Source organism: Lachnospiraceae bacterium GAM79 (assembly GCA_020735665.1).
Classification (GTDB): Bacteria; Bacillota; Clostridia; order Lachnospirales; family Lachnospiraceae; genus Coprococcus.
In genome coordinates, this window is record CP085928.1 from 2,232,742 (window position 1) to 2,246,348 (window position 13,607).

General features: G+C 39.9%; 9 protein-coding genes. 2 read left to right on the forward strand and 7 right to left on the reverse strand.

The features are described 5' to 3' along the window. Positions 1-32: 32 nt before the first annotated feature. The gene (locus LK416_10170; GenBank protein ID UEA74020.1) at positions 33-2,096 is read right to left on the reverse strand and encodes a hypothetical protein; all 2,064 of its coding nucleotides are present in this window, start codon (positions 2,094-2,096) and stop codon (positions 33-35) included. Between the two features lie 509 nt (positions 2,097-2,605). Here LK416_10170 and LK416_10175 point away from each other — a divergent pair. After that, positions 2,606-2,959 (forward strand): PadR family transcriptional regulator, encoded by a 354-nt coding sequence (locus LK416_10175; GenBank protein UEA74021.1) that lies wholly within the window; start codon positions 2,606-2,608, stop codon positions 2,957-2,959. Further along, positions 2,952-3,425, forward strand: a complete 474-nt coding sequence (locus tag LK416_10180) for a hypothetical protein (protein ID UEA74022.1) — start codon at positions 2,952-2,954, stop codon at positions 3,423-3,425. The genes LK416_10175 and LK416_10180 overlap by 8 nt, the downstream gene beginning before the upstream one ends. Positions 3,426-3,490: 65 nt before the next feature. Here LK416_10180 and LK416_10185 read toward each other — a convergent pair whose 3' ends face one another. The 6 genes from LK416_10185 to LK416_10210 all read right to left on the reverse strand — a co-directional run bounded on the left by LK416_10185 (position 3,491) and on the right by LK416_10210 (position 13,596). Beyond that, positions 3,491-4,270, reverse strand: a complete 780-nt coding sequence (locus tag LK416_10185; protein ID UEA74023.1) for a hypothetical protein — start codon at positions 4,268-4,270, stop codon at positions 3,491-3,493. Between the two features lie 20 nt (positions 4,271-4,290). Continuing rightward, positions 4,291-6,042 (reverse strand): response regulator, encoded by a 1,752-nt coding sequence (locus LK416_10190; protein UEA74024.1) that lies wholly within the window; start codon positions 6,040-6,042, stop codon positions 4,291-4,293. A 299-nt stretch (positions 6,043-6,341) separates the two neighbouring features. Then, a complete protein-coding gene (locus tag LK416_10195; GenBank protein UEA74025.1) occupies positions 6,342-9,524 on the reverse strand; it encodes a YfhO family protein in 3,183 nt (1,060 codons plus the stop codon). 82 nt (positions 9,525-9,606) lie between these two features. Next, on the reverse strand, positions 9,607-11,895 hold the full coding sequence (locus LK416_10200) for a glycoside hydrolase family 9 protein (protein UEA74026.1): 2,289 nt from the start codon (positions 11,893-11,895) through the stop codon (positions 9,607-9,609). An 86-nt stretch (positions 11,896-11,981) separates the two neighbouring features. Beyond that, positions 11,982-12,758, reverse strand: a complete 777-nt coding sequence (gene hisA / locus LK416_10205; protein ID UEA74027.1) for a phosphoribosylformimino-5-aminoimidazole carboxamide ribotide isomerase — start codon at positions 12,756-12,758, stop codon at positions 11,982-11,984. 115 nt (positions 12,759-12,873) lie between these two features. Continuing rightward, positions 12,874-13,596: a ComF family protein gene (locus LK416_10210; protein ID UEA74028.1), complete on the reverse strand. Its 723-nt coding sequence runs from the start codon at positions 13,594-13,596 to the stop codon at positions 12,874-12,876. Positions 13,597-13,607 lie beyond the last annotated feature (11 nt).

Genomic DNA, 13,607 nt, shown 5'->3' on the forward strand with positions numbered 1-13,607 from the left:
TTAATAAATGAAAACTCCACATAATTTTTCCCTTACTTTTTCATTGTTACGGTATTAAAAGAACCGAATCCTGATGTTACTAAGTCATAAGCAAATGCTGAATAATCAATAAATCTTTTGTATGTTGTCCAACCATCATAAACCTGTATCATATTATAGGTTTTATTTGAACTGATTTTAGATTTTTTTGAACTTCTTTTATATATTGCATAACCACATACCGTTACTGTGTGATTACCATAATACCCTCTAGCTATATTCATAATTACTGGTCTATTATTATCAATTTCTTTCTTTACCTGATTTTTAAAATTCCATACATATATTCCTTTACAATTACTTTTACTATATCCATAATCTTTAAGTACATCATTAACGACATTATTTATTTTTGTTGCTGAAATTCCATCACGAGATGTATATCCATATTTTTTTGCAATTTTTTTAACCTTACTATATATAGTTTTATAATCATTACTTATTTTGGTATATCCATTTTTGTTATAATAATATAACACTCTAGTTATTGCTGCTAAAGAGCAATTAGAACCATTATCAAGACTACTTTGTGAAAAAGTTGCCATTGTTAAAGATTTTGAAGATGTTTTAGTTATAGTTCCGCCATATCTATCTTTCAAATATTTGGCACAGTTATCGATACCACCATATCCCGAACCAGATTGTCCATCATATCTTTTTTGCAATAACATATCATCATAGTTATAATTATCAACATATATAAGATTATTTAACTGATAAACACATTCTGTCTCTAAGTCAGCAAGCAAATTCAAAGTAAGATTGTAATACTGTTCTTTCCTTTCTCTTAAAAATTCAGAAAATTCATCTTTATCTATACACACACCATCTAATGTATAATAATCTATATTTTTATAATATAATTCACCAGATGATAAATAATATAAATCACCATATTTTTCTGGTAAAATTTCTCCCTCAACAACATCTTTGATTAAAGCTTCCTTTGAATGTGTTGCAACTGTAATATAGCCTTTATTTCCTTCTATAACATAGTTAAAGCCCTTATATGTGTTTATATTATTCGCATCTAAAAGATTTATAGATTTTCCCAATACAACTTGACCCTTATCAACTCCATATTGCATAGAAAGTACTTTTTTAGCAATTTCTTCATAGCTAAAACCAGTTAGGGATGTAATGCTATCACCATATATTTCATCCAAATCTGTAATATATTTCTTCACCTGCATTCCATCATATTCTATATCTACATTTGCATACTCGCTTATATCATCACTTAATTGAATAAACTTATCAACATCAATATCACCGCATTCTGTGTTATCATATAAATCACTACGTGATTTCAAAAAATAAATATAATCTTCATATGGAATAACAAAATTCTCTGAATTAACCCCCACAAAATTTGCTATTTTTTTATTATAATTAGCGTTTATACTTGAACATTCAAATGTTATACTATTTGCAATAATAACAATATTATTAAGATTAAGATTTTGAGCCTTAATCTCAACATTACCAAACGGAGCATAAATTAATCCATTTAAATTTACATTTAAACTATCAATAACAATATCTCCATATTTTGAATAAATTATAGAATCATTTGAATTTTTCACTTCACCCTGCAGTGAAATATCCCTATAAGCTTTAATTGGCGCATTAATGTTTACATTTCCACTAAGAGTAATATCTCCCTTTACCTCCACAGGTGTGTTAATATCTATATTTTGATCTTTAACCATATAATCATCGGTATATTTCTCAATTTTACAATTAGTAAAATATTGCGATTCAATTTTATCAAAAATATAAATTACATTCTCATTAACATTTTCTTTTTTACTTCCATTAATATTCATATTGCCACTAGAAACAATTGTGCCATTCGTGGCTATATTGCCATTTATGCAAAAATTATCTGCATTAATTGTAATAGCACCGTTCTCATCAGATTCCGCAAATATAGTATATGGATAGTCTATTGTATTCTTATCAGTTGTCGTTTCTGCCTTTACTATACCAGTAACATTAAACAAAAGAATTACTACAAGTAATATTGTTATTAAACCTTTTAAATTATATTTCATTTTACACTGTATGATAATTTTAAATTAATTATCATATACCCCTTTCTTTAGTATTGTAATTCATTACTATTCGTTTTTACCTCTTTTATCTGAAACATTTTTTTGAATATTTTTCTATGTCTAACGAATATTACTATACCCATTACCAAAAAATTTGCTTTTCGTTATCCTCCCTCCTTCATTTAAATACTATTGACAAGTCTTCACAATGATTCTTAAAATTGTACACTTCTTTTGACTTACCAATCTGTAACCAGATAGATAATATAATTGCATGCTCATAAATCCCTGTATCATTACACGCACTATATTAACTCTGCATTATCCCTTTGTCAACAATATTTTAGCTTTTCTAAATAAAGTATTTCTATATATAAGTTTAACTTTTATATCATATAATACTTTACTTATAAAAATCCTATGTTATAATATATTAGGAATCTATAAGTCTATATTCGGAACACATAACCTTAAGAATTAATAGATTCAAATATAAGCGAGGTGTTGCTATGGACAACAACAAAAGTAATTTCAGGAGGGGATCTGTTGAACTTATGGTTCTGTATCTGTTAAGTCTGAGAGACTATTATGGATATGAATTAACTCAGATTTTAAAAGAACAGACAAATGGTGTCATGGATATACCTGTAGGATCACTGTATCCGGCACTATACAAATTAATTGATGCAGGCTTGATCTCTGATTATAAGATGCCTGCCGGGAAACGTCTAATGCGTGTATACTATCATCTGGAAGCTTCGGGTAAAAAGCGTTTAGAGCTTCTGTTAAAAGATTACCGGGAAACACACGAGGCGATCAATAATATTTTAAACTATACAGGAGATGAGGAAATCCATGAATAAGCAGGAACAACATGCAGTTAAGCGTTATTTACATGATATAAAACGAACACTTCCTGTGTATCGTAAAATGGAGCGACAATTTCTTTCAGATATCCGTTCTACGATAGAGGAATATGCCGAGACAGGTGCTGTTATCACTTTAACTACATTAAAACAAGAATTTGGAGAGCCCAAAGATCAAGTGATCACTTATCTTACATCAAAGGATGGAGAGACCCTGCAAAAAGATCTTTCAACCTCTGCTTATATCAGATCTACATTGGTTCTCTTAATGATCGCGATCTTAACTCTCCTCTTTGCAGGGCTTTGTTATGAATATAATATATACCGCATGGCGAATGAATCTCAGCTTGCTTATACCGAAACAGTAATTGGGGAGCTTCCGGATTGTGAATGGGAAGATGGAAATCCTCCCGGAGATGCAGTATTACCAACGGAAGACTCAACAACAGAAACAACAAATTAACGAACACAGCCCCCATATAACTAACCTGGCTATATGGGGACTGTATTTTTATGTCTGTTTTTTATTTAAACATTTTCTTCGTTCTGTGGAACTGCTTCCGGCTGGGATGTAGGTGCAGCTGCCGGTGCAGATTCCTGTACAGGCTCTGCCTGTGGTGCAGGTGCGACATTCTGCTGCGGTGGCATCTCATTCGTCTGTGGTGCCATACCCTGTGGTGGCATTCCATTCATCTGTGGCGCCATACCCTGTGGCGGCATTCCGTTCATCTGTGGTGCCATGCCCTGTGGTGGCATTCCGTTCATCTGCGGATTATACATACCCTGTGGTGGCATTCCGTTCATCTGCGGTGCCATGCCCTGTGGTGGCATTCCATTCATCTGCTGATTATACATGCCCTGTGGTGGCATTCCATTCATATGCGGATTATACATACCCTGTGGTGGCATTCCGTTCATCTGTGGATTGTACATACCCTGTGGCGGCATTCCGTTCATCTGCTGATTATACATACCCTGTGGTGGCGTCTGCTGATACTGGTTGCCACTGTTCATAATACGGTGTTCCTGTTCCTCTACTTCTCTGTACTCTTTCTCCAGAGCTGCGATATTCTCCAGGCCCTTTGCAGCGCTGTCGAACAGATGCTTGATCTCCTCCGGTGCTTCTTCCTTATTCAGATTGTAATAATATCTTCCGATCTCTGTATAGATTCTGTCAAGATTTGAATTCTCAGATGAGATCTTACCTTTTATCTTCGTCTTCTGTGCAGCACATTTTGTACTGTCAACTGCCTGATTGGCTAATGACTTTGTCTTTTCAAATGCATTCTGAAAAAAATTACCTGCCATTTTCAAATGACCCCCTTACGTTAATCATCAATATATTTATTTAATGTCTCAACAACATCATTCAGATTGTATGGCTTAGCTATGTAATCGTCCAGTTTATTCTCAAGGATTCGTTCCTTATCGCCGAACATCGCTCTCGCCGTTACTGCGATAATTGGAAGTCTCTTTCTCTTTTCCTTCTGCTCGATCTCACGGATCTCCTGCGTAGCTGCGATACCATCCATAACAGGCATCTGTACATCGAATAAAGCGGCATCGTAGATCTTCTGCTTGAAGAGTTCAACTGCTTTCTGACCATTCTCTGCAATATCATAAGAGAAGCCTGCCATACCAAGCAGCTTACCGATTACCTGCTGATTAACCGGTTCATCCTCTGCTACAAGGATTCTTGCTTTGCTGTGTGCATTGATTGAGAATACTGCCGGTTCTTCTTCCTTTTCAACCTCTTCTAATGCATCATCAGATGCCTTTACAACCTTCATAGGTACTTCTACGATGAAAGTAGAACCAATATCTTCTTTACTCTGAACCTGAATGTTACCACCCATCAGTTCAACGATCTGCTTTGTGATTACAAGTCCAAGTCCTGATCCGCCGTATCTTCTTGTATCAGAAGAATCAACCTGACTGAAACGGATGAACAGCTTGCTCATGTTTGCTTCTGAAATACCGATTCCGGTATCTGCAACCGCCATACGGATCTTAACTTTATTTTCCCCTTCCATATCCATGGATGCGATCTTAACACGGACACTTCCTTCAGAGGTGAACTTGATCGCGTTTGATAACAGACAGTTTAATACCTGCTGAATTCTCTGTCCATCGCCCTTTACCAGCTTTGGAATATTGTTTCCAAATGAACAGTCGAGCTGTAACCCCTTATTATTTGCAAGTGGTACCTGTGCAGCAACCGTCTCCTCGATCGCCTGCTTGATATCAAATGTTTCTTCTTTGATCTTATATTTTCCTGCTTCCAGTTTACTGATATCAAGAATATCATTGATCAGTCGGAGCAATGTATCCGCACAGTTCTTTGCGGTTACAAGATTATCTCTGTAATCTGCCTGAAGATCATCTGCCATCAATGTAAGCTGGAGCATACCCAGAATACCATTGATAGGTGTACGGATCTCATGGCTCATATTTGCAAGGAACTCAGCCTGTGTCTTATAGGCTGCATTCGCATCAACAATTGCCTTGGACAATTTGTTCTCTGTATCTTTCTGATCTGTGATATCGATAACGACCATGTTAATGTAATCTGCTTCTGACTTATACATTACGGTATTGAATACCTTCTGAAGGGATTCCATCGTGATCTCGACATCCATCAGATCTCCTTCTTTTGTTCCGGAGTTATTATATGCCGTGAACCATGCATTGATATCCTGAAGAACTTCAATCTTGCTCTCCTTCAGGTTCTTGCCGGTGTAATCACTGACATCAAGTTTGAAGTACTCGCCAAAGATCTCGTTTGCATCTACGATCTGATAACTGGTTCCGTTTACAGGATCTTCTATGATCTTTGCCTGCGCAAATCCGATTGGCAGGTTCATAAATAATTTCTTATATTTATCTCCCTTTCCACCATTGCCTCCGGCACTGTCACCGCAGACGATAAACAAGCCTCCAAATGTTACAATCGCAGCAAGTATTCCAACGATCAGAGCACCCGCTCCTACCCCTGCAACACCTAAGATACCAGCCAGAAGACCAAGTACCGCACCGGCTGCTGCGACCGGTTTCCAACCCAACTCCTTAATTTTCTCCATTGATGCACCTCTATTTCTACTTTTTTGAATCTAATACTTTGACTCCACATGTTATTATATTATAAATGAATGTTAAGGTCAACGAGATGATAAAAAAACCTATAGATTTTTCATAAAATCTATAGGCCTTTTTTGATATTTTTTACTATATATAACTAACAACATTATTCTGTTTCTTTTTATAATATGTCAGATATAAACAAATTTACCGGATGTACGCCACTCATTTTTTATCTATGTTATACATCCTATCTACAGCCTTCAAATGGTCGCCTTGCAGATGCTCAGATTCCCGATTTCTACTTCTTGTCATCGTCAAATACATCCTTAAGGATCTCATCTACATGCTTGTAATAATCATCATCTGTCGGCGGTTCAGCTTCATTCCGTACAGACTCCGGAAGCCTCTCATCATCCTTTGATACCTCTATTATATCTGATGGCTCTACATCGGAGATTTCACCTGACCGACTTCTGCGTCTCCGCTTGCCGGATGCCGCACCTTCCAGGCGATTCTGAAGCTGTGTTCTTCCGCATAAGAATCCGAACAAGATCCAGCATGCAAATGTAAGAATCAGTCCAAGCTTCAAGCCCGGTGGGAAATACCTGAACTCGATCACATGCTCTCCGGCCGCAAGCTTCAAGGCTATGAAAGCATTTCCTACCGTATCGATCTCATACTTCTTGCCATCTACATAAGCTGTCCAACCCTTATCATACGGGATGGATGTAAACAGCAGTCCCGGATAGTCGATCGTCATATATCCTTTCACATAACCATCTTCCATTTTACCAACCAGCATCTGCTGAGCACTTAATATATCATATGCCTGTAAGAAGGAATCCCAGTTAAAGGAAGATACGACCAATCTGGCACTTCCGCTGTTCGCCTGTGAACTCTGAAAACAATACTCAACCGTTACGGTCTGTCCCTGAACCAGATGTCCGACATGGTAAGTCTGGTTCTGAAGTCTCTCATAATTCTGTTCCTCTCCGTCTACATAGATCCTTACCTTATTGATACCGGAGCTGTTTGCCAGAATATAGATATCTGCAGACTCGTCCGTCACATCAAAGCTCAGCTGGAAATCGCACTTACTGTTGTCCGTTCTTGTATAGGAATAATACTCACTGGTATCACTATCATGTGACAGCTCGCAGTTATCACTGTACATCGTTACTTCCGGATATAACTGTGAGAATACACCCGGCACACCGGTTGACAGCTTCACGAACTGATTTAAGGTATCGAACATGTTACCGATCGTACCATCATAATCTAACAGGTCATTATTTACCATGTAGCCAAGACTTAACGCATATGGATTTTCATATATGTTCACTCCATCTACATCTGTTACATAGTTGACATCAAAATAATTATATTCGCCCTCTCTCTGTAACAGATAACGCACACGCAGTAATGAATTGGATAAGGTGTTACCGCCGTCGAACAGGAATTCATTTGCGCCTGTGTAATATCCAAGGTCATGCATCATATCAACCAGATCAGCGGACACTGTCGATCCGAACAGACAGACGCTCTTAAGATTATAATAAGTAGGCTCATCTACGATCTTTGTATTCATCAGCTCTACCCTATATGCCTTATCCTTACAGTCCAGTGTATCGATCGCCTGATTCATCGATGATTCCATGCCAAAATACTGGCTGATATCGACATATCCGTTGCTGTCATATCCCTTAATTCCATTTGTGACCGTCTCTACCAGACAGGCTATGGTCAGTACATATATGACAAGCTTCCGCCAGACTCCCTTTGTCAGGGTAAATGCCAGTATTAACAATGCATATACCGTCAGGAATATCTCAGTCCAGATCAGGGTCTGACGCTCAATCGTACACTTCTTATAGGATAAGATCAGGAAACCATATCCAAACGCTACAGCCAGAAGTACCGCAAAGGTATCTTTCTTATCCAGAAGCAGAAGCACCTCACAGCACATGGCAAGCATCAGGAAAATGAACAGGAATGAGAATCGGTTCGGAATTCCGTACTGATCATGAAAGCCATGCCAGATATAATTCAACAGCTTATTATTAAAGCTTGCAAAGATCACTACCAGAATGATCACATTCTTTATCTTATCCCACAGCTTAATGTTCCGGTTAAACAGATAGACAAATACCAGAACAAAACAGATCGTTCCGCAATAAATGTTCAGGCCGCCGTCAAACTGCTGGTTCTTGATCGGCTTCGTCAGATAAAACAGCTGTTTGATCTGATCCCATATACTTCCATACCATTCCCATTTCGGAAATACTCTGGTCGCCGACGCTGTTGTATTCAATCCCAGATATGCCGGGATCAACAGAAATGCCGACATACCCGCTGCCAGCAGAGAGCATCCGGCAAATCGGAAGCCATCGGTAAAGAATCTCTTCACACTCTTATGGTTTGTCAGCAGAAAGACCATAACGAGGAAGATACAGATCATAAAACTCATATAATAGTTACACATCAGCGCATAGAACAAAGACAGAACATAGAGCTTATAATCCCCACTCTCTGTCATACGCTCAAAGCCTGCCATGATGAGCGGAAGGATCATGATACAGTCCATCCACATCAGATTCCATGAATATCCGATCACATAATTACTGATCGCATATGCCGTTGAGAAGATCAGGATCGCAGCATCATATGTCTTATAATTCCTGCATTTCTCACGCATATAATATGCAAATGACATACCGGAAAGTACGATCTTGATTCCGATGAACAAACTCATTGCTATATAGATATGTTCTCTTTTGAATAATACAACAAGGAAATTGATCGGACATGCAATATAATATGCGATGATCGCCAACATATTACTTCCAAGTCCGATATCCCATGTATAGAACAGACTGCCTTCATTCTTTAACTTGTCATAATAATCTGAGAAAAACGGAAGATACTGATGAAGACTGTCTACCATAGTCAGACTGTTTCCTCCAAACGGTCCGATCTTTTCCGCGATCCATACCCCTAAAAGGAAGCACGCAGGAATCACTCCCGCAAGCAGGATAAGATAATTTCTTCTCATAAATATCCGGATTGACGTTTTTTCTTTCTTAAAGACAAAGCACTTACCGAATACATAATTGATTATGACTACAAAGAACTGAACAATGATCTTCGATATAAATTCATTGTAGCGGAACGAATCACATAACAGATTCGTGCCGACAACTTCAACCAGCATCGCAAGAAGCCTCGTTCCGACAAAGGAGATAAATTCCCGTATCAGCGTTCCTGCATCTTTTTTACTGCTCTCTGTGAACACAAAAAACTTATTTGCAAAGAATGCGAATAAAATCGCCAGTGATATAGCTATGATATTCGCTACGCTTCTTGACAAATCGGTAAACAGACGCAGCAGATAAAAAGATACAATATTTACAACCGTAGTTGCCCCACCTGCTATTACATATCTGACAATTTCTTTTTTTAATAACTTCTTTATTTTGTCCATAATGAAAACTCTCTTATACCAGCTACAGCCGAACAGTTATCCCGATCGGCTGTGCTATTTATGTGTGTGTTATTTTGTGTGTTTATTTCGTGTTGCCAAGTCCTGACATCAGATAGATCATCGGAGAATTCCAATAGATCGTCACCTCATTACAGGAGAATGACTGCGCATTGTCTGCATATCTGCTCTCCGGTGCTTTGCCCAGAAGAACAGCCTTTGCATATGGATCTTCCAGATTACTGTCTGCGCCACCTACTAACATACCCGGCATTGCTACCTCTAATACCTGAGATGGTCTGTGGTGCGGATGAAGCGGAGTTCTTGTACCATAGCCTGTTACATAACAGTAGCCAACTGCATTTCTTCCAAGCAGATAGTCTCTTTGGTATGAAGCATATTTTACATAATCTGCATTTGGCTTAAGCTTATTTGCCATCAGAAGTAACATTCCTTTATTTGCAATATTCATATTGCTTCCCCATGCAAATGTCTTGGTTGGTGATACCCATACACCGAAACCGTTGTCTTTAATCTGATCTACGGTCTTATCTACTTCATTGAAGAACAATTCGTTTGCCTTGGCAGAACCGCCGTCATATTTGATGTAGTCATACAGAGCGTAATATCCGACATCTGCCCATCCAAGTCCATAGTTTACGATATCGCTACCCTCAATGATCGCATCGGCAGCCTTCTTATAGGAAGCATCTCCGGTTGCTGCATATAATTCTACCGCTGCCCAGATCGTCTCATCACGGAAGATCGTATCCGGATATTCACCTGTTACGATATCGTCCGGATTTGAGAATCCGTAAGCATCCATATTACCGCTCAGGTATTCATATGCCTTCTTTGATGCATCCAGACATTTTGCTGCAAAATCCGCATCGTAATCTTTATAAAGAACTGAAGCCTTTGCCATAACAGCCGCAAAATCTCCGGTCGCTGTATTTGAAACCGGACATGCGATCAGCTGTGCGGTTTCTTCTTCCGGCATAACTGTCTCAGGGAATACATCACAGGTTACCTTGTGATATACACCACCATTTGCATCCTGCATCTTGAGCAACCAATCCAGCTCAAATCTTGCTTCATCTAAGACATCCGGCACACCGTTTCCGCTCTCCGGAATACCGATGTCATCTGCCTTATATCCATTGTCTTCATATGTTAAGAACAGATCCTGTACTGTCTTTGCACCTGATACAACATAGCGTCCATAATCACCGGCATCATGCCAGCCGCCTGTTACATCGATCTTCTTATCTGTTCCGTATACAACCGCTTCACCTGTATGGCAGGCAGGATGTGCAAATTCACCTGCAATGCTGCTATCAAGCTCCACACCGCAACGCTGATTATAAAGCATCAGCACGACATCCTTATACAGATCTCCGTAAATGTCGTCACCGATCTTGAATTCCACTGATTCTTCTCCATCATCTGTCTTGATCTTATAGGTTCCTGCATCCTTTACGGATGAGAAATCCGCCTGCTTACAGAACATCTCTGATGGTGGATCGTAGGTAGCTTCTTCCGGCAGATCTGCTGAATATACAGATTTTCCTGATGCCACATCAATTACTTCAAATGATTTCGCATTTTTTCCGATCACGGTAGCGACCTTGGAGTCACCGGTCATGTAGCCCACCTGGTTCACATTGATAGCCATAGGATCAGGTGTTGCTTCTACCTGCTGTGCGCCGGAAGCGTCAACTGCCTCTAATAAAATATTATCAAAATAAATATTATGCTCTGCTTCATCTCCGGTCATACCTTCCTGTTTTCCCATGTTGAAGCAAAGTCTTGGTGCAGGATCGGAATCCTCCTCCATCTTAAACTGTGCTGTGATATGCTGTGTCTCCGGTCCGATCGTGATCACATCACTGGTGTATGCATGATAATCTCCACCATTGATCTGTAATCTCCATTCGATCGTACGTTCCAGATCAGAACGGACATCGAAGGAATATTCATAGACACAACCCTGATACAGACGGAATCCATCATAATAGATCTGGTTCGCATAGTCTACGCTTCCCGTCTTCTTAATATTGATACGAAGTTCTCCATCTTCATTGGTCATTTCTTCATTTCCACCATTTGTATAAGTATGGAAACCATCGGTATCTTTATCATCAAAGTTGATATTGATCACCTTATCGCCGTCTGACACCCCGAGTTCCTCCTCTGTTGTTGCTTCTTCGGTCGTAGCTTCGGTTGTCTCTTCTTCGGTTGATACCTCTGTTGTCACTTCTGTCTCAGAAGTCGAACCATCGGTATCCTTCTTTGCTCCGCCACAGCCTGCAAGCAACGACATCGTCATCGCTGCTGTCAGGCACATGACTGCAACCTTCTTCATTTTTCTCATGTCTTATTGTCCCTCCATGTTTTCTATATTGCTATGTACCTTCCTTCTCAACTGTACATATAACTCTGTGTTCATTCAACACTTCATTACTGATCTGAATACTGCAAAACATCCTGATACTTCATATGGCCTCCAAAAATATCAAGTGCACTGCCTATCGTAAAATCAATTCGGCTCTTCCCCAACACACGGAGCTTATCCAGATCATCAAATGATGCAATACCACCTGCATAAGTTACAGGCATTCTGCCCCAATCTCCAAGAAGCTTTGCGATATGCATCTCTATACCGGATGCCTTACCTTCCACATCTACAGCATGGATCAGATATTCATCACAATAATCGGAAAGCATGTCCAATGTATCTGTTGTTATCTTCACATTTGTAAACTTCTGCCAGCGATCTGTCACAATGTAGTATCCGTCCTCGCGTTTTCTACAGCTTAAATCCAACACCAAATGTTCCTTTCCGACTGCCCGTCTGATCGCAGTCAGATTATCGTAGTTGATCTCACCATTCTTAAAGACATAGGATGTGACGATCACATGGGATGCTCCCATATCAAGAAACCGTCCGGCATTCTCGGCATTGATTCCGCCGCCGATCTGCAGCCCTCCCGGATATTCCGTAAGCGCCAGCTCTGCCTGATGGCAGTCCGCTTCGTAGTACCCGCTCCCCGCAGGATTCAATAAAATGATATGTCCACCATGTAGCCCGGCAGCCTTATACATCCTTGCAAATGCAGCCCCGTCATACTCAGATACAAAATTCTCCTTCGCAGTATTGCCTTCATCCTGAAGGCTGCTGCCAACGATCTGTTTTACTTTTCCATTATGTATATCAATACACGGACGAAATCTCATCTCTCACCCCGGCTGATACGCCTTTTCCATTTCTGTATATTTCTCCTGCCGATTCTTTTAAATATCCGCAGATATCATTTATTCTATCACAGAACCGACTATAAGCCAAGTCCTCTCATCGGCCTTCTCCTACGCATATCACACCGACGTAGATCTGTTCCGCTCCGGCCTCCTGCAAGGCTTCTGTACATGCCTGCACCGTTGCCCCTGTCGTATAGATATCATCTATTAATAACACTGTCTTCCATTCCGCCGGAAGCATCTTAACTTCTAATGCCTGTTTAATATTATTAGCGCGTTCAAGCGGAGATAATTCCTTCTGCGGTGCTGTCTCTGATACCCGGAGCAAATGCGTCTTATCTACCGGAAGATGAAGCTGTCGTCCTACCACCTCGGCCAAAAGCTCAGCCTGATTATAGCCACGTTTCTTTCTTCTGCGCTTATGTATCGGCACCGGAAGAATAATCTGTATCCGGTCTGCAACCCCTGCTTTTCTGAGACGTTCTGCCAGAAGGTTGCCATAATAATCCACATATTCCCGTTTATTATGATATTTAATAGCAAGCACACTGGATGCAACCGGCTCCTCATAACGAAAGACCGGATATGCCCGCTCGAAGCTTCTGGTGTGTCGCCTGCAGTCTTCACAATATTCCTGTTCAGCTTCCGAAAGCTCCTTCCCGCATTTCATACAGACCGGTCCGGTCACATATGGCAGCGTCTTATGCCGGTTACAGATGCCCTGTTCGCCATATGCCATAACTGCATCACAGATCGGACATCTCCTTGGAAATACAAGATCCATAAGCGTCCGGTTCCACATATTCTGTTCCCGCATATTTTATCCCC

Excerpts from the sequence above, each read along its gene's own strand:
- LK416_10170 (UEA74020.1), bottom strand. The coding sequence starts at position 2,096 with ATGAAATATAATTTAAAAGGTTTAATAACAATATTACTTGTAGTAATT.
- LK416_10175 (UEA74021.1), top strand. The coding sequence starts at position 2,606 with ATGGACAACAACAAAAGTAATTTCAGGAGGGGATCTGTTGAACTTATG.
- LK416_10180 (UEA74022.1), top strand. The coding sequence starts at position 2,952 with ATGAATAAGCAGGAACAACATGCAGTTAAGCGTTATTTACATGATATA.
- LK416_10185 (UEA74023.1), bottom strand. The coding sequence starts at position 4,270 with ATGGCAGGTAATTTTTTTCAGAATGCATTTGAAAAGACAAAGTCATTA.
- LK416_10190 (UEA74024.1), bottom strand. The coding sequence starts at position 6,042 with ATGGAGAAAATTAAGGAGTTGGGTTGGAAACCGGTCGCAGCAGCCGGT.
- LK416_10195 (UEA74025.1), bottom strand. The coding sequence starts at position 9,524 with ATGGACAAAATAAAGAAGTTATTAAAAAAAGAAATTGTCAGATATGTA.
- LK416_10200 (UEA74026.1), bottom strand. The coding sequence starts at position 11,895 with ATGAGAAAAATGAAGAAGGTTGCAGTCATGTGCCTGACAGCAGCGATG.
- hisA (UEA74027.1), bottom strand. The coding sequence starts at position 12,758 with ATGAGATTTCGTCCGTGTATTGATATACATAATGGAAAAGTAAAACAG.
- LK416_10210 (UEA74028.1), bottom strand. The coding sequence starts at position 13,596 with ATGCGGGAACAGAATATGTGGAACCGGACGCTTATGGATCTTGTATTT.